The 20,825-nt window shown below is 69.0% G+C and carries 25 protein-coding genes; 12 read left to right on the top strand and 13 right to left on the bottom strand.

Features of this window, described 5'->3' with window-relative positions; genetic code table 11:
• Positions 1-16: 16 nt before the first annotated feature.
• Both AB0I34_RS15775 and AB0I34_RS15780 read left to right on the top strand, forming a co-directional pair.
• Complete coding sequence (locus AB0I34_RS15775) at positions 17-514, top strand: DUF2505 domain-containing protein (RefSeq protein ID WP_360445490.1); 498 nt, start codon at positions 17-19, stop codon at positions 512-514.
• A gap of 832 nt (positions 515-1,346) precedes the next feature.
• Entirely contained in the window at positions 1,347-1,556 is a 210-nt protein-coding gene (locus tag AB0I34_RS15780) for a hypothetical protein (RefSeq protein ID WP_360445492.1), read from the top strand.
• A gap of 6 nt (positions 1,557-1,562) precedes the next feature.
• On the opposite strand, the gene AB0I34_RS15785 is transcribed toward AB0I34_RS15780, so the two are convergent.
• Positions 1,563-2,429 (bottom strand): alpha/beta fold hydrolase, encoded by an 867-nt coding sequence (locus AB0I34_RS15785; RefSeq protein WP_360445494.1) that lies wholly within the window; start codon positions 2,427-2,429, stop codon positions 1,563-1,565.
• Positions 2,430-2,570: 141 nt separating this feature from the next.
• Here AB0I34_RS15785 and AB0I34_RS15790 point away from each other — a divergent pair, with 141 nt between their 5' ends.
• Positions 2,571-3,215: a TetR/AcrR family transcriptional regulator gene (locus AB0I34_RS15790; protein WP_360445496.1), complete on the top strand. Its 645-nt coding sequence runs from the start codon at positions 2,571-2,573 to the stop codon at positions 3,213-3,215.
• Positions 3,216-3,289: 74 nt separating this feature from the next.
• On the opposite strand, the gene pruA is transcribed toward AB0I34_RS15790, so the two are convergent.
• Positions 3,290-4,918, bottom strand: a complete 1,629-nt coding sequence (gene pruA / locus AB0I34_RS15795) for an L-glutamate gamma-semialdehyde dehydrogenase (RefSeq protein WP_360445498.1) — start codon at positions 4,916-4,918, stop codon at positions 3,290-3,292.
• A gap of 137 nt (positions 4,919-5,055) precedes the next feature.
• The gene (locus tag AB0I34_RS15800; RefSeq protein ID WP_360445500.1) at positions 5,056-5,589 is read right to left on the bottom strand and encodes a TetR family transcriptional regulator; all 534 of its coding nucleotides are present in this window, start codon (positions 5,587-5,589) and stop codon (positions 5,056-5,058) included.
• Positions 5,590-5,647: 58 nt separating this feature from the next.
• Between AB0I34_RS15800 and AB0I34_RS15805 the strand changes: the two genes are divergently transcribed.
• Both AB0I34_RS15805 and AB0I34_RS15810 read left to right on the top strand, forming a co-directional pair.
• Positions 5,648-6,037, top strand: coding sequence for a nuclear transport factor 2 family protein (locus tag AB0I34_RS15805; RefSeq protein ID WP_360445502.1), 390 nt, complete (start codon positions 5,648-5,650; stop codon positions 6,035-6,037).
• Between the two features lie 31 nt (positions 6,038-6,068).
• Positions 6,069-6,923 (top strand): alpha/beta hydrolase, encoded by an 855-nt coding sequence (locus tag AB0I34_RS15810; RefSeq protein WP_360445504.1) that lies wholly within the window; start codon positions 6,069-6,071, stop codon positions 6,921-6,923.
• Here AB0I34_RS15810 and AB0I34_RS15815 read toward each other — a convergent pair.
• From AB0I34_RS15815 to AB0I34_RS15830, 4 genes are read right to left on the bottom strand one after another with little or no spacing between them, the layout of a single operon-like run.
• The gene (locus AB0I34_RS15815) at positions 6,920-7,423 is read right to left on the bottom strand and encodes a VOC family protein (RefSeq protein ID WP_360445506.1); all 504 of its coding nucleotides are present in this window, start codon (positions 7,421-7,423) and stop codon (positions 6,920-6,922) included. The two genes, AB0I34_RS15810 and AB0I34_RS15815, sit on opposite strands and share 4 nt — an antisense overlap.
• Entirely contained in the window at positions 7,420-8,346 is a 927-nt protein-coding gene (locus AB0I34_RS15820; RefSeq protein WP_360445507.1) for a Ku protein, read from the bottom strand. The genes AB0I34_RS15815 and AB0I34_RS15820 overlap by 4 nt, the downstream gene beginning before the upstream one ends.
• 16 nt (positions 8,347-8,362) lie before the next feature.
• Positions 8,363-8,893: a hypothetical protein gene (locus AB0I34_RS15825; RefSeq protein WP_360445509.1), complete on the bottom strand. Its 531-nt coding sequence runs from the start codon at positions 8,891-8,893 to the stop codon at positions 8,363-8,365.
• On the bottom strand, positions 8,890-10,356 hold the full coding sequence (locus tag AB0I34_RS15830; RefSeq protein WP_360445511.1) for a wax ester/triacylglycerol synthase family O-acyltransferase: 1,467 nt from the start codon (positions 10,354-10,356) through the stop codon (positions 8,890-8,892). Before AB0I34_RS15830 ends, AB0I34_RS15825 begins: the two co-directional genes overlap by 4 nt.
• A gap of 184 nt (positions 10,357-10,540) precedes the next feature.
• On the opposite strand from AB0I34_RS15830, the gene AB0I34_RS15835 reads away from it, so the two are divergent.
• Both AB0I34_RS15835 and AB0I34_RS15840 read left to right on the top strand, forming a co-directional pair.
• The gene (locus AB0I34_RS15835; RefSeq protein WP_360445513.1) at positions 10,541-11,029 is read left to right on the top strand and encodes a cupredoxin domain-containing protein; all 489 of its coding nucleotides are present in this window, start codon (positions 10,541-10,543) and stop codon (positions 11,027-11,029) included.
• On the top strand, positions 11,026-12,354 hold the full coding sequence (locus tag AB0I34_RS15840) for a hypothetical protein (RefSeq protein ID WP_360445515.1): 1,329 nt from the start codon (positions 11,026-11,028) through the stop codon (positions 12,352-12,354). Before AB0I34_RS15835 ends, AB0I34_RS15840 begins: the two co-directional genes overlap by 4 nt.
• Here AB0I34_RS15840 and AB0I34_RS15845 read toward each other — a convergent pair.
• The 5 genes from AB0I34_RS15845 to AB0I34_RS15865 all read right to left on the bottom strand — a co-directional run bounded on the left by AB0I34_RS15845 (position 12,315) and on the right by AB0I34_RS15865 (position 17,129).
• Entirely contained in the window at positions 12,315-13,550 is a 1,236-nt protein-coding gene (locus AB0I34_RS15845; RefSeq protein ID WP_360445517.1) for a glycosyltransferase 87 family protein, read from the bottom strand. The two genes, AB0I34_RS15840 and AB0I34_RS15845, sit on opposite strands and share 40 nt — an antisense overlap.
• Complete coding sequence (locus AB0I34_RS15850; protein WP_360445519.1) at positions 13,547-14,218, bottom strand: HAD family phosphatase; 672 nt, start codon at positions 14,216-14,218, stop codon at positions 13,547-13,549. The genes AB0I34_RS15845 and AB0I34_RS15850 overlap by 4 nt, the downstream gene beginning before the upstream one ends.
• A gap of 78 nt (positions 14,219-14,296) precedes the next feature.
• The gene (locus tag AB0I34_RS15855; RefSeq protein ID WP_360445521.1) at positions 14,297-15,085 is read right to left on the bottom strand and encodes a DUF4097 family beta strand repeat-containing protein; all 789 of its coding nucleotides are present in this window, start codon (positions 15,083-15,085) and stop codon (positions 14,297-14,299) included.
• An 86-nt stretch (positions 15,086-15,171) separates the two neighbouring features.
• Positions 15,172-16,470: a hypothetical protein gene (locus tag AB0I34_RS15860; RefSeq protein WP_360445523.1), complete on the bottom strand. Its 1,299-nt coding sequence runs from the start codon at positions 16,468-16,470 to the stop codon at positions 15,172-15,174.
• Positions 16,470-17,129 carry an SAF domain-containing protein gene (locus AB0I34_RS15865; RefSeq protein WP_360445525.1) on the bottom strand — a complete coding sequence of 220 codons (660 nt, stop codon included), beginning with the start codon at positions 17,127-17,129 and terminating at the stop codon, positions 16,470-16,472. The genes AB0I34_RS15860 and AB0I34_RS15865 overlap by 1 nt, the downstream gene beginning before the upstream one ends.
• Before the next feature lie 169 nt (positions 17,130-17,298).
• Between AB0I34_RS15865 and AB0I34_RS15870 the strand changes: the two genes are divergently transcribed.
• On the top strand, positions 17,299-17,544 hold the full coding sequence (locus AB0I34_RS15870; protein ID WP_131352629.1) for a helix-turn-helix domain-containing protein: 246 nt from the start codon (positions 17,299-17,301) through the stop codon (positions 17,542-17,544).
• Between the two features lie 13 nt (positions 17,545-17,557).
• Here the strand turns inward: AB0I34_RS15870 and AB0I34_RS15875 are convergent, their stop codons facing one another.
• Positions 17,558-18,103, bottom strand: coding sequence for a hypothetical protein (locus AB0I34_RS15875; protein ID WP_360445527.1), 546 nt, complete (start codon positions 18,101-18,103; stop codon positions 17,558-17,560).
• Positions 18,104-18,204: 101 nt separating this feature from the next.
• On the opposite strand from AB0I34_RS15875, the gene AB0I34_RS15880 reads away from it, so the two are divergent.
• The 4 genes from AB0I34_RS15880 (at position 18,205) to AB0I34_RS15895 (ending at position 20,810) form a co-directional block, all read left to right on the top strand.
• A complete protein-coding gene (locus tag AB0I34_RS15880) occupies positions 18,205-18,885 on the top strand; it encodes a hypothetical protein (RefSeq protein WP_360445529.1) in 681 nt (226 codons plus the stop codon).
• Between the two features lies 1 nt (position 18,886).
• Positions 18,887-19,339, top strand: a complete 453-nt coding sequence (locus AB0I34_RS15885; protein WP_360445531.1) for an Rv3235 family protein — start codon at positions 18,887-18,889, stop codon at positions 19,337-19,339.
• A 216-nt stretch (positions 19,340-19,555) separates the two neighbouring features.
• Entirely contained in the window at positions 19,556-20,461 is a 906-nt protein-coding gene (locus tag AB0I34_RS15890) for a VanW family protein (protein ID WP_360445533.1), read from the top strand.
• A 100-nt stretch (positions 20,462-20,561) separates the two neighbouring features.
• A complete protein-coding gene (locus tag AB0I34_RS15895; RefSeq protein WP_360445535.1) occupies positions 20,562-20,810 on the top strand; it encodes a hypothetical protein in 249 nt (82 codons plus the stop codon).
• The last annotated feature ends 15 nt before the right edge of the window (positions 20,811-20,825 follow it).

Consider the following 20,825-nt stretch of genomic DNA (forward strand, 5'->3'; position numbering starts at 1 on the left):
TGCCATGATGTGCGGCATGGAGCTCAAGCTGTCGGCGTCGTACGACGCCACCCCCGAGGAAGTGTTCGCGATCGTCACGGACGCCACCTTCCGCGAGCAGGCCTGCGAGAAGACCAAGGCGCTGTCGTACAACGTCGAGGTGACCAAGTCCGGGAGCGACACGGTCGTCAAGGTCCGCCGGGAGATGCCGTCGGACGGCGTCCCGGACTTCGCCAAGAAGTTCGTCGGTGAGACGCTGACCCTGGTCCAGACCGAGACCTGGCACGCGGCCAAGGCGGACGGGTCCCGCGACGCCGACGTCTCCGGCGAGATCGTCAACACCCCGGTCACGCTCAAGGGCACCGCGAGCATCACCGGCAGCGGCGGTCAGGCCGTGCAGGCGATCGACCTGGACGTGAAGGTCGCCGTCCCGCTGATCGGCAAGAAGATGGAGCCGTTCGTGGTGGACGCGATCCGCTCCGGCCTGCAGAAAGAGCACGAACTCGGCCGCGACTGGCACAACGGCACCAACTAACCACCAGCCCACGCGACCAGGAACACCTCCCGGGGGCTCCGGACAGCACAAGACCTGTCCCCAGCCCCCAGCTCCTGTCCACACCCCCGGCTCCCGTCCCCGGCCCCCCAGTTGCTGTCCCCAGCCCCCAGTTGCTGTCCCCAGCCCCCGGTTCCTGTCCACACCCCCGGCTCCTGTCCCCGGCCCCCAGTTGCTGTCCCCGGCCCCTGGTTGCTGTCCCCAGCCGCGACTGGCACAACGGCACCAGCCAACCGCCAGACCACGGGACCAGGAACACCTCCCGGGGGCTGCGGACAACACAGGACCTGTCCCCAGCCCCCAGCTCCTGTCCGCACCCCCGGTTGCCGTCCCCGGACCCCGGTTGCCGTCCCCGGACCCCGGTTCCTGTCCCCGGACGCCGGTTGGTGTCCCCGGACCCCGGTTGGTGTCCCCGGACCCCGGTTGGTGTCCCCGGACCCCGGTTGGTGTCCCCGGACCCCAGTTCCTGTCCCTAGCCGCGACTGGCACAACGACATCAACTAACTACCAGACCGCGCGGCCAGGAACACCTCCCGGGGGCTGCGGACAGCACAGGACCTGTCCCCAGCCCCCAGCTCCTGTCCGCACCCCCGGTGGCCGTCCCCGGACGCCGGTTCCTGTCCCCGGCCCCCGGTTGCTGTCCCCGGCCCCCGGTTGCTGTCCCCGGGCCCCGGCTCCTGTCCGCACCCCCGGTTGCTGTGTCTGGGCGCCGGTTGCTGGCTCCGGGCCGCTCGGGTGTGTGTCGCTACGCGGGGTGGGTTACGCGCGGTGGCAGTCTGAGGAGGGCGGGGTGCTCTTCGGAGGTGAGCCAGTCATGCGGAAGCAAGTCTTTCGTCAGAAGGGTCAGCGCACGGAGCCGGGCGAGGAATCGCAGTTCTGCGTCTTCTGCGCCACGGTGATGCCGTTCGAGCAGATCGAGGCACCCGATCACCTGGTCGAGGAGCCCGACGAGTGGATCTGCGTGAAGTGTGGATCCGCGCTGCTCGTTGATCCACCGCTGCAGGAGTATCACCGCAGCGCCTGACCCTGCTTACAGCGGCGGGCCGAACGCGCAGACCACTCGGGACGCGTGGGCGGGATCCAGCGCGTTCGCAACCAGTTGCGCCACCGTCGGGTCGAAGGCCAGACCGACATGTCCGACGGGGTCGAGCGGGCAGGTGTCCTGGACGTACTTGTTCGTCACCCCGGGCTCGCGGATGAACGACGTCTCGTGCGGGGTCACCAGCGCGTCGAACCGCGACGCGATCACCGTGTACTTCACACCGGGCTGGGCGATCGGGCCCGTGGTCAGCTTGGCCACCGCGGCACCGCCGACGATGAGTTCGTCACAGGCCGGGCAGCCGAACTGCTGCAGCACCTGGTCGACGAGCGGCCTGAGGCCCAAGTAGTCGCCCACGCTGACCAGACCACCGAACGTCGTACCGTGTGTCGGTGGAGCCAGCGCGACCACCTGGCCCACCTGGCCGGCGTACCCGCGGACCTTGGGGCCGTAGATGCTCTGGAAGGCGCCCTCGGAATGCCCGACGATGTCGACCTTCGCGGCGCCTGTCGCCTGGCGGACCTGCTGCACGAAGGCCTGGATCTCGGCCGACGACTGCGCGATCGAAACCGTGCCACCGACCGGGATCGCGGACGTGGCCTGGCCGTAGGTGAGCGTGAACGCGCAGTACCCCTTCTCGGCGAGGAACGGGCCGAGGAAGGAGTAGTTGCCGGGGCCGTTGCCGCCGAGGCCGTGCAGGAGGACGAGCGGGTTCGGATGAGCGGCGGACGGCTTGCAGGACCAGTTGTCGAAGCCGGAGGAAGGCGCGGCGTTAGCAGTCGTGGCGGTGGTGGCGGACGCGGTGAGCAGGACGGCGGCGAGCAGGCCGGCGGCGGCGCGACGCAGTCGATTTGGCATGGTGCTTTCCCCGTGGTTGTATCGTTCAGTAGTTGTCGGATCACGGGCAGTAGAGCATGGTCCCTTGGTTACAAACAAGTGCTCATGTTCGGAACATGTTCCCTCGGTTACGAGTCGAGTACGCGGGGTAACGTCCAGCGCATGAGTCGCACCATACGGGGACTGGACGCCGGGCAACGGCGGGCCGAACGACGTGAGCAGCTGCTGGATGCGGCGCTCAATCTGTTCGCCGCCAACGGCTATCTCGGTACGTCCATCGAGCAGATCTGCAGTACGGCGTACATCGGGACGAAGAGCTTCTACGAGCTGTTCTCCAGCCGCGAGGAGTGCTACGTCGCCTTACTGCGGCGGACCTCGGAACGGCTCGAGGAGCGGATGGTCGGCGTCGCCGCACAGGCGGCCGGTAACGAGCGGCAGGAGGCACCGCGGCTGCTCGCCACCTTCGTGCACGAGCTCGTCGACGACCCGCGCGTCACCAAGGTCACCTTCGGGATGGCGTCCGGGATCTCCGAGCTGGTCGAGCGGCAGCGGCGGGCGAACCGGCGCTGGGCGGCCGGCTTCCTCGAGCAGCTCTGGGACCGGTACGACGGACCGCCCACCGGCCGGGATGCCTCCGACCAGCGGGCGGTTCGTCACAGCGTTGCGATCGGCCTCGTCGGCGGCCTGTTCGACCTGATCTCGGACTGGCTGGTGGATGCGAACCTCAGGAACCAGCGCCAGATCGAGACCCTGATCGACGACCTGACCACCTTCTACATCACCGTCCGCCGAGGCCTGGTGACTTAACCCAGGTGCGGCCCCACCACTACTTTCCCTCAGCCCTGGTGCGGCCCACCACTACTGTCTTTGCTTTCCTTCCCTCAGCCCTGGTGGGGGTACCGGTAGTCCGTGGGCGGCGCGAAGGTCTCCTTCATCGACCGCGGGCTGGCCCAGCGGATCAGGTTCCACATCGAGCCGGCCTTGTCGTTCGTCCCGGACGCGCGCGCGCCACCGAACGGCTGCTGCCCGACCACCGCACCGGTCGGCTTGTCGTTCACGTAGAAGTTCCCGGCCGCGAACCGCAGGTACTCGGCAGCCTCGGCGACCGCGTGCCGGTCCTGCGCGATCACGGCACCGGTCAGCCCGTACGGCGCCGAGTGCTCCATCCCCCGCATCACGCTGTCGTAGTCGGCGTCGTCGTACACGTGCACGCCGAGGATCGGGCCGAAGTACTCGGTGCTGAAGATCTCGTCGGTCGGGTCGGCCGACACCAGCAGCGTCGGCCGGACGAAGTACCCCTCGCTGTCGTCATAGGTGCCACCGGCAACGACCTCGATCGAATCGGTCGCCGCGGCCCGGTCCAGCGCCGCCTTGTGCTTGGCGAAGGCCCGGTCGTCGATCACCGCGCCGATGAAGTTCGACAGGTCGGTGACGTCACCCATGGTCAGCGACTCGGTCTCGGCGACCAGGTCGTCGCGGATCCGGTCCCACACCGAGCGGGCGACGTACGCGCGGCTGGCGGCGGAGCACTTCTGGCCCTGGTACTCGAACGCGCCGCGCACCATCGCGGTCTTGAGCACCGCTGGGTCCGCCGACGGGTGCGCCAGGATGAAGTCCTTGCCACCGGTCTCGCCGACCAGCCGCGGATAGGTCTTGTACGACGCGATGTTCGTGCCGACCGTGCCCCACAGCGACTGGAACGTCTTGGTCGAGCCGGTGAAGTGGACACCGGCCAGATCCGGGTGGGTCAGCGCGGCCTTGCTCACCTCGAGGCCGTCACCGGTGACCAGGTTGATCACCCCGGCCGGCAGCCCAGCGGCCTCCAGCAGCCGCATCGTCCAGTGCGCCGCGAACTGCTGCGTCGGCGACGGCTTCCAGACCACGGTGTTGCCCATCAGCGCGGGCGCGGTCGGCAGATTGCCGGCGATCGCGGTGAAGTTGAACGGCGTGATCGCGTAGACGAAGCCCTCCAGCGGCCGGTAGTCGACCCGGTTCCACACCCCCGGCGACGAGATCGGCTGGTCGCTGACGATCTGCCGCGCGAACGCGACATTGAAGCGGAGGAAGTCGATCAGCTCACAGGCGGCGTCGATCTCGGCCTGCTGCACCGTCTTCGACTGGCCGAGCATGGTGGCCGCGTTCAGGGTGTCGCGCCAGGGACCGGACAGCAGGTCGGCCGCCTTCAGGAAGATCGCGGCGCGGTCGTCGAAGGACAGCGACCGCCACGACGGGGCAGCCGCGAGCGCCGCCACCACGGCCGATCGGCCATCGGCCTCGGTCGCGTTGCCGAGAGTGCCGAGCACGTGCGCGTGCTTGTGCGGCTGGACCACCTGGATCGACGTACCGCCACCGAGCCGCTGCTCACCGCCGATGGTGCAGGTCAGGTCGATCGCCCCCGCCGAGGTGAACTCCTTGAGCTTCGCCTCCAGGCTCGCGCGCTCGGCCGATCCGGGGGCATACCCCAACACTTTCTCGTTGGCGGGCGTCGGAACGACGGTGACGGCATCCATGCTGCGGGCTCCTCGATCTGGTGGTGTGGATCGTGCGGGTACGCCGTGCGGGTGGGCGGCGCGCTCGCTGGTGATACGAGCATGGTGCCACGACCGACCACCTGGAACGAACCTGACCACAGACCCGACCAGGAGCTCTACTGGTCAGGTGAGGAAGCACCCGCCCCGCGCCTCAACATTTGTAGCATACGTTTCACTCGAGCAGGCTCCGCCGTCGCCATTCCGGCCGCAATGACCAGCAGGTCGACCGGGTCCACGTCGGCCCTCAGTCGCCCCTCTCGCTGGGCTTGCCCGACCAGCCGGCCAACTGTCTCGACCATGGCCGCATGCCACCCCTCGTGGAGCTCCGACCGCCGCGCCGACGGCTCCAGGCTGCGCGCCAGATCCCCCTTCTCGGCCACGTGCTGGACGAACCGCTCCAGCCAGTCGAACAGGTCGACGCCGTCGTCGACCGCACACAGTTCGGCGACCTCCTCGGCGTACACGGCCACGATCAGATCGTCACGGGTCGGGAAGTGGCGGTACAGCGTCGCGTTGCCGATCCGGGCCCGCCGAGCGATCTCGTCGAGGGGCGCCTGGGTGCCGAGCTCGACGAAGACGGCCTGCGCGACCGCGACGAGCTGGTCGCGGTTGCGCTGGGCATCGGCACGCAATGGCTTAAGTGGGGACATCCCTGGTTAGACTAGCCGACGAACCAGAACCGGGGATCTCCCCAGTTAGGAGCACCGCATGGATCTCGACGACCGGATCGCGATCACCGACCTGATCTCGATGCACGGCCACCTGGTCGACGCGGGCGAGCCGCCGGATCGGCTGTTCACCCCGGACGTGAGGTACGACGTCTCGGACCTCGGCGGCGGCGTGATCGTCGGGACCGCGGCACTGTGGGAGGCCGGGCTGACTCTCGGCGACGGCAACCCGGTCGGCCACCACATCACCAACATCGTGCTGACCGAGGTGGGCCAGGATGAGGTCGTGGGCCTCTCGAAGGCCATCGGGATCATGGCCGACGGCAGCTGCGCGAGCCTCACGTACAAAGACGTCGTCGTTCGCACCCCCGCCGGCTGGCGCATCAGCCACCGGCAGGTGATTCCCCGCCGCCGTCCGCTGGGACGGTAAGTTCGCGGATGTGACTGGTGTCGGGCATTTCGTGAGTGCTGAGGCTCAGGAGATCTACCTGCGCCTGTACGACGTGACGGTCATGGGGATTCCTGGACTGCGCGAGTCTCTCGACGTCAGTACGACGTACGGCCGGGTGCGGGTCTATCGGTACGGGCCCGACGACGGGGAGCCGATCGTGTTGCTGCACGGGCGGGCCGGGACGACGGTGATGTGGGAGCAGAACATCCCGGAGTTGGCCTCGAGCCATCCGGTCTACGCGATCGATGTACTCGGGGAGCCGGGCCGGAGAGCGCAGACCGTGCCGATCAGGTCATCCGCGGAGCAGGCGGTGTGGTTGAACGAGACGCTCGCCGGGCTCGGGCTGGAGAAGGCACACGTTGCAGGGGTCTCTGGTGGTGCCTGGCTCGCGTTCAACCTGGCGTTGCATGCGCCCGAGCGGATCGCCTCACTCGCACTGGTCGAGCCGGCGAACGTGTTCGCGCGGTTCGCCTGGCGGTTCCTGCTCGGCGGGTTCGCGCTGGTGCCCGGTCTGCCGGACGGCGTTGGGACGCGGTACCTGCAGTGGGTCGCCGGAGGGGTGCCGATCGAGCAGCCGGCCGGGCGGCTGGTGATGGCTGGGTTGCGCGACTACCGGATGAAGTTGCCGATGCCGACGTACGGGAACGATGACGCGTTGCGCCGCATCCGGTTGCCGGTACTGGCGCTGCTCGGCGGGCGCAGCGTCGTTCACAATCCGCTCGAGGCGGCGCGGCGGGCGCAGACCTTGCTGCCCGACAACCAGACAGAGCTCTGGCCGGACGCCGGGCACGGTCTGCCGGCCGAGTTCCCGGAGGAGTTCAACGCACGGCTGCTGAAGTTCGTCGCCGAACGGAGCGTGCGCTAGGGCCGCCAGGGCATGTGCTGGAGGGTCCAGGTGTTGCCGTCGGGATCTTGGAACCAGGCGTAGAAGACGCCGCCGAGGTCTTCGGTCTCGCCGACTTCGACGCCACGGCCGATCAGTTCCTGGCGAGCGGCCTCGATGTCCTTCACGACCAGGTGAAGACCACGCAGGCTGCCCGGCTCCATGTCCATCATCGGCAGCCCCTGCAGGAGAGTGATCGAGCAGAACGACCCGGGCGGGGTCAACTGCACGACGCGTACGCCGTCGGCGGGTGACACGTCGACGTCGACGTGGAACCCGGCCTGCTCGGAGTAGAACCGCTTCGCGCGGTCGATGTCGGTCACCGGCACTGGGATGAGTTCGAGCAGGAACGCGCCTGGCTTCACCAGCGGCGCATTGGGATCGTCCGGGATCTCCGAGGCGTCCTTCGGGATCTCGGTCTGTGTCGGCGGCGGCGCCGGGACCCCGGTCGGCGAGTTCGGGATCCCGGGCTGCTCGGTCATGCGGACTTCTTCGCGGTCTTCTTGGCGGCCTTCTTCGCCGGCGCCTTCTTGGCCGCTGCTGCCTTCTTGGCGGGTGCCTTCTTCGCGGCCGCCTTCTTCGCCGGAGCCTTCGTGGCCGGCTCGGCGTCCCCGGATCCGCCCGCACGGCGAGCCTTGGCGGCCTCGACGGAGGCACGCAGGGCGGCGACCAGGTCGACGACCTCGGCGCCCTCGGTCTCCTCTTCCTCGGTCTCCGGCAACGGCACGCCCGCCGCCTTCGCCTCGACCACCTTCTCCAGCGCCGACCGGTACTCGTCGTGGTACTGGTCCGGGTCGAACTCGCCCCGCAGCGTGTCGATGTACGACGACGCCATCGCCTTCTCCTGGGAGCGGATCTCCACGTCCTCGGGCGGAGCCGCGAAGGACGCGTCGCGGACCTCGTCCGGCCACAGCATCACCTGCAGCACCATGATGTCGTCGACCGTCCGCAGCAGGCCCAGGCTCTCCCGCGACCGCAGCGCCACCTTGACCAGCGCGTAGAGCTCGGAGCCGTCGAGGGCGTCCCGGAGCAGCACGTACGGCTTGGCGCCCGGCCCGCCGTCGGCCTGCAGGTAGTAGGACTTGCCCAGGTACAGCGGGTCGACCTGGTCCGAGGGCACGAACTCGAGGACGTCGATGACCTTCTTGCTGGACAGCGGCAGGTCGGCGAAGTCGTCCGGTTCGAGCACCACCATCCGGCCGTCGGCCATCTCGTAGCCCTTGCCGATGTCGGAGTACGGCACTTCCTCGCCGTCGATCGAACAGACCCGCTTGTACTTGATCCGGCCCCCGTCGGCGACGTGCACCTGGCGGAACGAGATGTCCTTCTCCTCGGTCGCGGAGAACACCTTGATGGGGATCGTCACCATCCCGAACGAGATGGCACCCTTCCAGATCGCCTGCATCGCCATCAGCTCCCTGTCAGCTCAGGCCCGTCACGCCGCCGCGGGATCTCTCCGCGGCGAGCAGATCGGGGACCTCCTGTGTCGCATACCACAGCAGATCTTCACCCTCGCATGAATCGAGGGCGAAAAGTGCGTCGTCGTCACCGTTCTGGGCCGCGTCCCACAGGTCGGCGGCCTTCCCGACCACCGCCTCCGCACCCGCGGCGTCCAGGTGCACGGCCGCGACCGTCGTCCACGGGATCACGACGTGCAGCTCCAGCCGGGCGTCCCCCAGCTCGACCGAACCATCGGCCGGCGGTACGGCGCTCACCTCGGCCGCCACCACGACGCGGCGCCGGGCCGGGCCCGGGTCGGCCGCGAGCAGTCCGACCGAGGCACGAGCAGCCTGCGTCATCGCGGCGTACTCGAGCTCTTCGTTGTCGCCCTCGGCGTACCACTCCCGCAGCGCCGGTGTGACGGCGTACGCGGTCAGCGGCGCCGGGCCGATCTCGCCGGCAGTGCACGCGACGCCCAGCAACCGCAGTGTGGATGGGATGTAGACCCTCATGTACCCGCCTTCTTGGTCGTGCCGCGGGGTTTCTTCCGGCCCCGGGAGGCCCGGTTGTGGCTGCCCTTGGTCGTGTCGAGCAACTCGTCCAGCGCATCGGTCACACATTGGCCGAAAACAGCGAGGTCGGGCATCGCGGTGCGGTCCGCGTTCAGCCCGAAGGAGACCTTCCCGTCGTACGACGTGACGCCGACGGACAGCCCCTGACCGGGCATCAACGGCACCACCGGGTACGACGCGAGCATCGGCGCACCCTTGGCGTACAGCGGGAACTGCGGTCCGGGCACGTTGGTGATCACCACGTCGTCGATCGGCCGGACCGTGGTGGTCGCGACCCGGGCGGCCAGCGCGTGCAGGGTGGTCGGCGCGAACCCGGCGATGCCGACCAGGGACCGGGCGCTGACCGCGCGGCCGGTGTCCTTGTGCACCTTGGTCTGGTACGAGATCTGGTGCAGCCGCATGACCGGGGAGTTCTCGCCGACCGGGAGGTTCACCGTCGAGGCGATCACCCGGGAACCGAGCGAGGTCGGCTCGTCGTCCTCGTCGTCGCGGATGCTCACCGGGACCACCGCCCGTACGCTGCGGGTCGGTCCGACGCCCTCACCCCGCGTCATCATCCAGGCCCGGAACGCACCCGCGACGACCGCGAGGACCACGTCGTTGACCGTGCCGCCGTGCATCGCCCGGACGGTCCGGTAGTCCTCGAGATCGGTCTGCACAGTGGTGAACCGGCGCTGACCGGACGTCTTCACGTGCAGTGAGCTCTCCTGCGCGTGCCGTTGCGCTGCCAGCGAGCCGACCACGTCGCCGAGCACCTCGCGGACCGACGTGGAGCCGGTCAGGCTGGCCATCTCGGCCCGGGCCAGCTCCAGCACGGCGGTCGGGTGGCGGGTGGCGTCGGCGAACACGCCGGCCAGCAGCTCCAGAGCCGACGGCGGATGGTCCGGCTGCCAGGTGTCGGTCGGTGTCTCCCGCGGATGTGCGGTCGCGTCCAGCACGACCTGGCCGATGTCGACCGTACTGTTGCCGTCGACAAGGGCCTGGTGGGACTTGGCGATGATCGCGAACCGGTCGCCCTGCAGGCCCTCGACCAGGTACATCTCCCAGAGTGGGCGGGCCCGGTCCAGCCGCCGGGACATGATCCGGGCGACCAGCTCGAGTAGCTGCGCGTGGGTCCCCGGCCGGGGCAGAGCGGAGCGCCGTACATGGAAGGTGATGTCGAACTCTTCGTCGTCCACCCACACCGGGCCGGCGAACCGGCCGGGCACCTGCTGCACCCGCTGCCGGTACCGCGGCACGAACGCGATCCGGTCCCGGATCAGCGCGACCAGGCTCTCGTAGTCGAACCCGTCACCGGAGTGCACCGGCGGCTCGAAGATGTCGACCGTCCCGACGTGCATCGGGGTGGCCGGCGACTCGGCCTTGAGGAAGGTGAGGTCCAGCGACGTCAGCCGATCCGGCATCCGATCACCTTCCTCTCGCAGTCGAAGCTTGTCTCGTCACCCTAGCGGCCGGTTCCGACAGTCGGCTGCGACACTGGCCGTAGAGAGCTCTCTGGGAACACTGAGCTATCTGTGTTCGTCAGGCAAGAGGGCGTGTCCCGCGTCCTGAGAAACCGAAGAGACCCCTTGAAAGGCCCCTCGACCCATGCGTTCGACGCTCACTCGCGGTACCGCCGCCGCTCTTCTCCCCACCCTCGGCCTGCTGGTCCTGGCCGGCTGCGGCGGCGGTGACTCCGACAGCGGCGCGAGTCCGAGCACCCCGCCGAGCACCCCGGCCAGTACGCCGAGCGACCTGCCGACCATGACCGCGACGCCGGGCAAGCCGAATACCTCCACCCCGTCGAACACTGCGGACCCGTCCGGCGAGCAGGCCGACGTGACCATCAACGTCACCGTTGCCAACGGCAAGGTGAACCCGAGTGGCGCGAGCGTCAAGGCGAAGGCCGGCCAGACCGTGCTGGTGACCGCGGTCAGCGACGCCGACGAGGAGCTGCACATCCACGGCTACGACAAGGAACTGGAGCTGACGCCCGGCAAGCCCGCCTCGGTCAAGTTCACCGCGAACATGAAGGGCACGTTCGAGATCGAGACGCACAAGAGCGGCAAGCTGGTCGCCAAACTCGTCGTCTCGTGATCACGCTTCTTCTCCCGCTGCACGGGATCGGTGGCAGGCAGGACCTGCCGATCCCGTTCGGCCTCGCGGTCGGCGGCGCCGCGGTCGCGGTCGCGGTCTCGTTCGTCGTCCTCGCACTGGCCTGGCGGAGCCCGAAGTACCGCGGCAACGCCTCCGGCAAGCCGTTGCCTGCCGCAATCACCCGGACCGTCGACGCCAGCTGGTTCCGCTGGGTGGTCCGAGTGGTCGGGCTGGCGACCTTCCTCTACGCGATGACGTCGCTGGTGTTCGGCGTGGACCGGCTGACCAATCCCATCTTCGGGTTCATCTACATCCTGGTCTGGGTCGGGCTGGTGCCGATCTCGCTCGTGTTCGGCCCGGTCTGGCGGACGCTGAACCCGCTGCGAACCCTGCACCTCCTGCTCTGCAAGGCGTTGCGGCAGCCGCCCTCGAAGGGCCTGCTGGAGCTCTCGCCGCGGCTCGGGCTCTGGCCGGCCGCACTGGGCATCTTCGCGTTCACCTGGCTCGAGCTGGTCGCACCGGACCGGGCCACCATCCCGGTCCTGCAGGCGTGGATGGCGCTGTACGTCGTCATCACGATGTTCGGCGCGATCCTGTTCGGCGACCGGTGGTTCTCGACCGCCGACCCGTTCGAGGTCTACGCGACCCTGATGTCCCGGCTGTCACCGTGGGGCCGTCGTACCGACGGAGCGCTGGTGGTCCGCCGGCCGCTGGAGAACCTGGACGGCCTCAAGCCGCTACCTGGCCTCGTCGGCATGGTCTCCGCTCTGCTCGGCTCCACGGCGTACGACGGGTTCTCGAACTCGACGGCGTGGATCGGCTGGGCACAGAACCAGGACGTGTCGATGACCGTGCTCGGCACCTGTGCGCTGATCGTGTTCATCCTGTTCGTGCTGGTGACGTACTCCGGCGCCACTCTGCTGGCCGGGCGCCTGTCGGACAGCTCCCGGACGTCACTGCCGCGTCTGTTCGCGCACTCCGTCATACCGATCGCCCTCGGGTACGTCGTCGCGCACTACCTGACGCTGTTCATCCTCGAGGGGCAGCGGACGCTCATCTACCTGAGTGACCCGCTCAGCAACGGCGCCAACATCTTCGGCACGGGACTGCTGGCCGTGAACACCGGCATCACCAACCACAGCACGGCGATTGCCGTGCTCCAGGTGCTTGCGGTGGTGGGCGGCCACCTGGCAGGTGTCATCTCGGCCCACGACCGCGCCGTCGCTCTGTTCCCCCGGCAGAAGGCTCTGGCCGGTCAGATCCCGTTGCTGGTCGTGATGGTCGGCTACACCGCGGGTGGCTTGCTGCTCTTGTTCTCGTCCTGACGCGTGAGGGAGCGGCTGGTGACGGCGAGCAGGATGAAGGCGAGCATGCCGAGGATCAGGTGCGAGTTGCCCGGGATCGACTGCCAGAAGGTCCAGTTGAGTTCGCGGTCGTCACGGTAGGGGACCCACCAGATCGAACGCAGCACGAACAGGCCGTACCAGAGCACGCCGGCGACCACCGCGGGGTTGAGACCCCAGACCCGGTTCACGGCTCGGATGAGGCTCACGCCGAGCGGGATGATCCACACCCAGTGGTGACTCCACGAGACCGGTGACGCGTACAGCACGGCCAGCGCCATCACGGAGATCGCGGTGACCCGCTCGTCGGCCAGCCAGTAGCGCCGGGACAGCCAGAGCACCAGCAGACCGAACACGGCCGAGAGCACGAACCACGCCGGCTGTACCCAGCTCGCGTCGTTGCCGAGCCGGTGCAGGAAGCCGTTGAACGACTGGTTACCGGTGTAGGCCAGTCCGCCGACCCGGTTCGCATCGAGGATGACGTCGGTCCAGTACCGCCAGGACTGGTGCGGCACGATCGCGAACCCGACCGCCATTGTGGCCAGCAGGCCGAACACCGCGTTGCGGAGCGCCCGCCACTGCTTGGTGACGATCAGCAGCGCGAGGAACGGCAGCGGCGTCAGCTTCACTCCGATGGCCACACCGAGCCAGAAGCCGCGCAGCTTGGCGTCGGCCGGCCGGACCAGGTCCAGCAGGATCATTGCCGTCAGCAACAGGTTGATCTGGCCGAACTGCAGCGTCTGCCAGACCGGCTCGAGCAGCAGCGACAGCACCGTGAGCGCGGCCAGCACGGCGGTGCGTTTGCGCTGGGTGACGAACGACCAGAACGTCTTGGTCAGGCTGGTCCGCCACAGCAAGGTGATGCACAGCACCGAGATGGTGGTCCAGACGACCAGCGCGACGCCCCATGGCACGGCGGCCAGCGGGACCATGGCGATCGCGGCGAACGGCGGGTAGGTGAACGGCAGCCCGGATCCGGCCAGTTGCGCGTCGTACAGGGCGTCGCCGTGCAGGAGCACCGAACCGCCCATCCGGTACACCCGGAGGTCGATCATGCCGTCGAACAGACCGGCGATCCACGCGCCGAGCGCGACCAGGACCGCGCAGACCGCGATCACGATCAGGACCCGGCGTGCAGCGAGCGGGCGGGGTGAGGAGGTGGTGGTCGTCACGGTCACGTCAGGTCGGCTCCGAACAGGGATTCCAGGGCGCGGCGGGTCTCGTCGTACGAGGTGTGCAGGAGGCCGGTCATGCCGAGCGCGCGGGCGCCCTCGACGTTCAGCTCCAGGTCGTCCACGAACACGCACTCCTCCGGCTTCAGGTCGAGCCGGCGGGCGGCCAGCAGGAAGATCTCCGGGTCCGGTTTGCGCATCCCCACCTCACCGGAGATGACGATGTCGTCGAACATCCCGTCCCAGGTGTCCCGCGGGTAGGTGTTGCCCCAGGAGTTCGACAGCAACGCTGTGCGGATCCCGAGCGACCGGGCGCGGCGGACCAGCGCGGACATCGCCGGCTGATGCTCGAAGTGCGCGAACATCCGCTCGATCAGCCCCTCCGCGGGCACCGGCGTACCGTCGCCGCGGAGCAGGATCGAGGCCAGCTTGCGCTCGAAGTCCGGTACGGCGATCTGTCCGCGTTCGAGCGCGTGAACGGGGTTCAGCTCGGCCTCCGCCGTGGCGTCGGCCGGGTTCTCGGCCGGCAGCCAGGCCAGCACCGCCTGGAGGTAGGAATCGAAGTCGAATCCGTCGAGCTCGGCCCACCGGCGCAGCGCGTCCTCCAGCCCGGAGGTCAGCACCCCACCCCAATCCACCAGTAGCCCGCGCAGCTCGACCTTCCCGTCCGACATGCGCGCAAGCCTACTCAGCACATGAGCGGCCTCACGCTGCCGGTCCTGTCGGTCACTCGCCGTACACGCGTCGTCAGGTCAGTGGGTGTACTCGACCGTGACGTCGCCAGAGGAGGTCTTGGCGTCGATGGTGCGGGTGGCAGCCGGGTCGGCCGTGACGGTGGCGGACTCGTCGCCTGACGAGGTCTCGGTGTCCAGCTTGTACGCCACGGTGTCGTTCGGGACCCGGATCGTCACGTCACCCGAGCTCGCCTCCGACTCCACCGACTGCGGCGCCTTGGCGAACTCGAGCTCGGCGCTGCCCGAGCTGCTCTTCGTCGTCACCGACGTCGCGGTCAGGCCGCTCGCCTCCAGGTCGCCGGAACTGGACTCCAGCCAGAGCGAGCCGCCGACGTCCTGCACCTCGATGTCGCCGGAGCTGGTCTTCAGGTTCGCCCCGTCCAGCAGCCCGGAGGCCTTGATGTCGCCGCTGGAGCTCTCCAGCGTCACCTTGAGGTCCTTCGGCACAGTGAGGATGTAGTGCGTCTCGCAGCCGAACGACAGGAACCCGCAGCCGGTGTCCTTCAGCTCCAGCTTGCCGTCGTCGTACTGCTCCTTCGGGTCGGAGCCGAACAGATTCCGCTCGAACTGCCGCTCGACCCGCACGTCGGAGACGTCACCGACGCGAACCTCGACGTTCGTCGACTTGGCCTCGACCAGCAGTGAGTCACCCTGCACGGGGTAGCCGGTCTGGCTCGTCTTGGTGTCCTCGGTGAGCCCGGTCAGGGCCCAGTACACCCCGCCCAGGATCAGCGCGACGGAGATGGCGATCCCGTACCGCCGCTCGGGACTCATCGTGCTCGTCGGCCGGCCTTGGACCTGGGACATGCTTCCCCCTCAGGGTGTGACACCTACCTGCTCACCCTGACACATCCCCGCACCGGTGTCGGTGGGGTTTTCCCCCGGATCGCCACCTACCCGACCCTGAGTCTTGGGTCTTGGTGAGCCCGGCTCGGGAACCCCTCGGCGACCACGGCAGCGAGCTGCTGGAGTGCCTTGCGGACCTTGCTGGACCGGGCCGCCTCGGCCAGGGTGCGGCCCGCGGCCATCGCCGCATCGACGGCGTTCTGGTCGTTCGGGAGCAGGGCGGTGACCGGGACCCCGGCGTACCGATCGAGGGCCTCGGTGACCGCGTCGGCAGGCGAACTGCCGAGTGAACCGGAGCGGACGCGGTTGACCACGACCCTGATGTCCGCCGACGGCACCACCGCCCGCAGCTCGTGGATCGCGCGGATCAGCCGGGTCAGCCCGACCGGGTCGGCCGCACCGACGACGATCACCTCGTCGGCCTCCTCCAGCGTTGCGAGCGTCGCACCGTTGCGCCGCGGCGCCAGCGAGTCGAACGAGATCTCCTCGTCGCTCTCGATGCAGAACCCGACGTCGACCACGGTGCACGGCGCGAGCATCCGCGCGGTCGACCAGATCGACTCGACCGCCGCCGGCCGTAACTCCGTCCACCGGTCCGCCCGGCTGAGCCCGGTCAGCACCAGCAACCGTGGCTCCACCTGCCGCGCGTGCTTCGCCAGCATCGGCATGTCGAGGGCGCCGCTCGCCGCCGACCGTGCTGCAGCCGCCAGTCCGGACGTCTCGTCGAGCATTCCGAGCTGCTGTGCGATGGTCCCGCCGTACACGTCGGCATCGGCCAGCAGCGTTGGTACGCCCTTGGCTGCAAGCTCGCTGGCCAGTCCGACTGCGACCGTCGTTCGTCCGGGAGCGCCCGTCGGGCCCCAGACCGCGATCATCCGGCCGCTGCCGTTGCTGTACTCGGGTGGTGGGTTGCCGGCCGTCTCCGGCGTCACCGGCACGAATCCGCCCGAGAAGTGCGAAGCCGTGATGGGCGGTCCGGCGTCCACCGCGTCGGTGACTGCGCGGCCGAGATCCTCCGGGCTGACGTCGGCCGGCAGGATCCGCTCGATGCCCATCCGGCTGAGCCGGTCCTCGGTGCCGAACGGTTCGCCGTTCTCCGACGGATCAACAAGCGCGACGACGGCGATCCGACGAGCATGCAGCGCGGCCACCGCATCGGACGTGAGCCGTGGCAGGTCGTCCGCGAGCAGCACCGCGCGCGCCTGCCCGCTCGCGGCTGCCGCCATCACATCCGCGATGTCCACGCAGCGCCGTACGACCCGGATCCCTGGTGCACCCTCTGCCCGGCGTACGACGTCTGCCTCCCACGGTGCTCCGGTCACCGCGAGCAGCACTGGGACCGACATCAGCTGCCCCGCCTGACCAGCACCGGCTCACCCGAGTTCATCGCGGTCAGAGCCACCGGGAGTCGTCGCAGATCGTCCTGATCGAGGCCGACCAGGACCTGCCGGCGGGCCGAGCCACCAGCGACCCCCTTCACCGCGTCGACCTGCAACACGCGGACGTCGCTCCACATCAACTTGGACGCCTGGTCCTGAGCCTTCGGGACGACCCAGATGTCGACCTGGTCACCGCCCGCCGCATCCGACGGCAGCCGCCCGGTCGCCACCGACAACGGCAGCTCCGTGCGGTTGCTCTCAGCCTCCGGTACGGCGGCTTCGCGTGGAACGAACTCCCCTGCGTCGACGGGCCGCGCGACGACGAGACCCTTGAGGTCAGCATCGGCGGCGACGTACTTGTTCGCGTCGTCGCTGCTGGTGAAGCGCACCCGCACGGTGGTGAGGTCGTCGCCGGTCAGCTTGGTGCCGGCTGGGAGGTCATGCTTGGCGGCCCAGATCGTGGTGGTGTCGTCGGCGGACGAGAGCAGCTTCGCGCCGGCCAGACCGGTGACAGCGACGAGCAGAACGCCCAGGAGCAGTCGGCCGTCCTTCCACCGGGCCCGTCGGTTGCGCTGGGCGGGCGCGGACGGCGCTCCGAACCCACTCCGCACTGCTGTGTCGACCACGTCGGGCTCCCCAGTCACTCGATCCGTCTGCGCGGACATTCTGCCGTGTCCAGCGGCGCACCGTGCACGGTCATCCACAGGCAGTCACAGGCTGGGGACAAACCCGGTCATCCGGGCGCCAACCATGGCAAACTGACGGAACCAGCCACGATGTGAAGGAGTAGGACGGATGCCGGGTCCGCGTTTCCTCCAGCTCGCCGACGTCGCCGAGGTGCTCAACATCTCCGCGAACCAGGTCTACGCGCTGGTGCGTCGCGGCGACATCCCGGCGGTCAAGATCGGCGGCCGCGGCCAGTGGCGGGTCGAGGCGACCGAGCTGGAGAAGTACATCGAGCGGCTGTACACCGAGACCCGCGAGTTCATCGACGCCCACCCGTTCGGCGAGGAAGCCGAGCAGGCCGAGGACCTGCACTGAGTCAGCGGCGACGTCAGCGGCGACGCAGCGCGCACAAGGCCGCCGTCGGGACCAGCCTGACGTTGTAGACCTCGCTGCGCCGTCGCGGCGCGTCGAGCGGATGCTCGGCGATCTCCACGAAGTCCGCGCCGACCCGATCGATCGTCCCGGTGACCGGGACTCCCCCGCAGAACAACGTGACCGGTGACCGGTCCCGCGCGATCCCGCGCAACAGGTGGGCCAGGCCCAGCTTCCCCGCCACCGCCCCGACCGCCGGCTCCGCCCACGGACCGAGCCGATGCACCGCGACCAGCGCGCCGACCGGGATCAGCCACTCCTCGGCCCGCTCCGCCTCGATCAGCAGGCAGTCCTTCCCCACTCGCGTGAGCAGCCCTTGCACGGGCTCGGCGTCGGCCACCTCGACTCGTACGACGGTGTCCACGGCGCCGCGGAGGCGGTCGAGCACGGTGATCTTGCCGACCTCGGTCCGGATCCGGTCCGCGACCTCGCCGTACAGGTCTCCCTCCTGCAGCGCCTCGAACTGCGACTCCAGGTCCTGGAACAACGCGTCCCATCGCATCCCCCGAACCTACCGCAGCACTTGCCAACTGCCATGATCCGGGATCTATAGTGATCTAACCAAGGCAAACTCAAGCAAACTCATAGATCACGAGGGAAGCGATGACACGGGGAGTGAAGGGCGCGTTCACGCTGACGACGCTGGCCGGCGTCGGCCTGGGTCTGCGCTGGGCGACCGCAGGTTCGATCGGCGCGGCGAGCAGCCGCGATCTCGACTCGATGGCGGTCCTCGCGGTCGGCACGGTCGCTTGGGTCGCGTACGGGTGGCTCGCCCTCGCGATGCTCGCGACGATCCTCGAGCAGCTCCCCGGCGTCGCCGGGGCCGCCGCGTCCGCGATCGCCGGCCGGATCACCTCGACGACCGCCCGCACTCTCCTGCGGTCCGCCCTGGGCGTGGCTGCGGTCGCTCCGCTCACGCTCACCACAGCCCACGCCGACCCTGTCGAGGGCACGGCGCGCCCCTGGACCCAGGTGGAGCCGCGCTCCACCATCCAGCCCGAGGCCGAGTCGCCGGCACGCGTCGGCGTACCGGATCGCCCTACCGCTGGAGCGCCCACGCGCTACACGACGGTCCGCTCAGGTCGGCCGGTGCGAGTCGTCCGGCCTGGCGAATCGCTGTGGCGCATCACCGCCGACGAGCTCGGACCCCACGCGACGGACGCGGAGATCGCAGAGCGCTGGCCGGATTGGTACGGCGCGAACCGCCGGCTGATCGGCTCCGACCCCGACCTCATCCACCCCGGCCAGGTCCTTCACACGCCGCCCACCTCCCAGGAGAACTGACATGAACAACCTGTCAACGGTCAGCCGGCCGGACTCCATCGCCGAAACGCGGTCGAACGTGCGGCTGCTGCGATCCGTACCGAACCCTGAGCACCAGCGCCCCACGGTCCGGCCCGGGATGCCGGATGCGGTGGCGTGGGCGTCCCGGTTGGTGCAGGCGGTGTCGGAGGTGATCGCCGGCGATCGGCCGATCTCGCAGCTGGTGCGGTTCGCGGACGAGGAGGTGTTCGCGGAGTTGAACCGACGGGTGCGGCTGCTGGGGTTGACGACGACGGCCACCGGGCGCGGAGCACACGAGCGCAGTGTGATCCGTTCGATCCGGGTGTGTACGCCGGCCCATCGGGTGGCCGAGGTCGCGGCACACGTACGGCGCGGCGACCGGTCGCGCGCCATCGCATTGCGGATGGAGGTCCGCCGCAACCGATGGATCTGTACGGCGCTCGAGCTCGGCTGACTGAGTGATCAGGCGAACTCTCGTGGAAGTACGAACGTCTCACCGAGCGCAATCGGATCGTGGTGTTGCCGTCACGTGGTTGCCGCAGGCGCGGCGTACGTTAACCGGATCGGTCGAACGATCGGTCTTCGTCGTTCGGGGGAACGAATGTCTGACACGACTCTCAGCAGGACGCCGAATTCTCGGGCCCACTCGGCAGACCCAGGGTCCACTGGGGTGACTCCGGGTGTGCCGTGGCGGATCGGGTTGGCGGAGCTCAGCGACGCCGAGCGGGCGCGGGTGCTGCCCGCGATGCGGCGGCAACGATGGGCCGAGCGGATCCCGGTGCTGTACCCGGTGGCGGTGCGCTACCACCGGGTGCTGCGGCGGATCGAGTGGCTGCGGTCCAGTACGCCGTACGCGCAGACGCGGCAGGTGGACGACCTGCCGGTGCGGGTGAAGCGGCACAAGTCGCTGCTGTTGCGGGAACTCGGCGAGACCGAGATGTGGATGCAGCACAACAAGGTGACGAACCTCAAGCTCGCCTGTGCTCAGGTGGACGGGCTGCTGATCCGGCCCGGTGAGACGTTCTCGTTCAACAAGCTGGTGGGGAACGCGACGCGCCGCAAGGGATATGTGAAAGGCATGCGGTTGTCGAACGGGCAGGCGCGGCCCGGCATCGGCGGCGGGATCTGCCAGCTCGCGAACCTGCTGCACTGGATGGTGCTGCACTCGCCGCTGACGGTCACGCAGCGGTCGACGCACAGCTTCGACCCATTCCCGGACAACGGCCGGGTGCTGCCGTGGGGCGTGGGTTGCAGCATCGTCTACAACTACGTGGATCTGCAGTTCCGCAACGACACCGACCGGACGTTCCAGCTGCGCGTCGGCGTCGGCGAGCGCTATCTCGAGGGCGACATCCTCGCTGACGCACCGAACGATTCGTCGTACCGGGTGTTCGCCCGTGGCGAGCGCTTCCTGCGGGTCGGCGCGGACTACTTCCGCCGCAACGAGATCTGGCGCACGGTGATCGATCGCCGCACCGGCACGACCCTCCGCGAGGAGCGTCTTCGCGAGAACGTTGCCCTGGTCAAGTATGTCCCGACGGGCGGGCAGGTCCTGGACGTCGTACCACCGGGGTGACACCCGGGCGGGCTAGTGTCCTGGATCCCCTCGCCCCACGGGAAGGATCCGCAGGTCCGGTACGACGCGCCCACGCAGAGCAGGGCTGCTGATCACTGCGGTGATCGTCGTGGTCGTCGGAGCGGCCGCCGTACTGATCGTGCGCAACGCGGCGCTCGGCTCCGGCGAGACCGAGGCGGGCGACGAACTCGCACGATGGGCCGAACAGCATCGCGACGGGCAGTTCCATTCGGCGTACGTCGGCGGGTGGCAGGTCACGCTCAGCAGCGTCAAGCCCGAGGACACGTCCGTTCCGCTCGCCCACCGGCTACGGGTAGTTGCGGACACCAACTGGAACACGCCCGACTGAAAACTGTCGGTGGGG

The organism is Kribbella sp. NPDC050281, from assembly GCF_040655855.1.
In the GTDB taxonomy this organism is placed as follows: Bacteria; Actinomycetota; Actinomycetes; order Propionibacteriales; family Kribbellaceae; genus Kribbella.

What these genes read in the sequence shown, in the direction of transcription:
- AB0I34_RS15775 (WP_360445490.1), top strand. Translation starts at nt 17, where the DNA reads ATGGAGCTCAAGCTGTCGGCGTCGTACGACGCCACCCCCGAGGAAGTG.
- AB0I34_RS15780 (WP_360445492.1), top strand. Translation starts at nt 1,347, where the DNA reads ATGCGGAAGCAAGTCTTTCGTCAGAAGGGTCAGCGCACGGAGCCGGGC.
- AB0I34_RS15785 (WP_360445494.1), bottom strand. Translation starts at nt 2,429, where the DNA reads ATGCCAAATCGACTGCGTCGCGCCGCCGCCGGCCTGCTCGCCGCCGTC.
- AB0I34_RS15790 (WP_360445496.1), top strand. Translation starts at nt 2,571, where the DNA reads ATGAGTCGCACCATACGGGGACTGGACGCCGGGCAACGGCGGGCCGAA.
- pruA (WP_360445498.1), bottom strand. Translation starts at nt 4,918, where the DNA reads ATGGATGCCGTCACCGTCGTTCCGACGCCCGCCAACGAGAAAGTGTTG.
- AB0I34_RS15800 (WP_360445500.1), bottom strand. Translation starts at nt 5,589, where the DNA reads ATGTCCCCACTTAAGCCATTGCGTGCCGATGCCCAGCGCAACCGCGAC.
- AB0I34_RS15805 (WP_360445502.1), top strand. Translation starts at nt 5,648, where the DNA reads ATGGATCTCGACGACCGGATCGCGATCACCGACCTGATCTCGATGCAC.
- AB0I34_RS15815 (WP_360445506.1), bottom strand. Translation starts at nt 7,423, where the DNA reads ATGACCGAGCAGCCCGGGATCCCGAACTCGCCGACCGGGGTCCCGGCG.
- AB0I34_RS15820 (WP_360445507.1), bottom strand. Translation starts at nt 8,346, where the DNA reads ATGCAGGCGATCTGGAAGGGTGCCATCTCGTTCGGGATGGTGACGATC.
- AB0I34_RS15825 (WP_360445509.1), bottom strand. Translation starts at nt 8,893, where the DNA reads ATGAGGGTCTACATCCCATCCACACTGCGGTTGCTGGGCGTCGCGTGC.
- AB0I34_RS15830 (WP_360445511.1), bottom strand. Translation starts at nt 10,356, where the DNA reads ATGCCGGATCGGCTGACGTCGCTGGACCTCACCTTCCTCAAGGCCGAG.
- AB0I34_RS15835 (WP_360445513.1), top strand. Translation starts at nt 10,541, where the DNA reads ATGCGTTCGACGCTCACTCGCGGTACCGCCGCCGCTCTTCTCCCCACC.
- AB0I34_RS15850 (WP_360445519.1), bottom strand. Translation starts at nt 14,218, where the DNA reads ATGTCGGACGGGAAGGTCGAGCTGCGCGGGCTACTGGTGGATTGGGGT.
- AB0I34_RS15855 (WP_360445521.1), bottom strand. Translation starts at nt 15,085, where the DNA reads ATGTCCCAGGTCCAAGGCCGGCCGACGAGCACGATGAGTCCCGAGCGG.
- AB0I34_RS15860 (WP_360445523.1), bottom strand. Translation starts at nt 16,470, where the DNA reads ATGTCGGTCCCAGTGCTGCTCGCGGTGACCGGAGCACCGTGGGAGGCA.
- AB0I34_RS15870 (WP_131352629.1), top strand. Translation starts at nt 17,299, where the DNA reads ATGCCGGGTCCGCGTTTCCTCCAGCTCGCCGACGTCGCCGAGGTGCTC.
- AB0I34_RS15875 (WP_360445527.1), bottom strand. Translation starts at nt 18,103, where the DNA reads ATGCGATGGGACGCGTTGTTCCAGGACCTGGAGTCGCAGTTCGAGGCG.
- AB0I34_RS15880 (WP_360445529.1), top strand. Translation starts at nt 18,205, where the DNA reads ATGACACGGGGAGTGAAGGGCGCGTTCACGCTGACGACGCTGGCCGGC.
- AB0I34_RS15885 (WP_360445531.1), top strand. Translation starts at nt 18,887, where the DNA reads ATGAACAACCTGTCAACGGTCAGCCGGCCGGACTCCATCGCCGAAACG.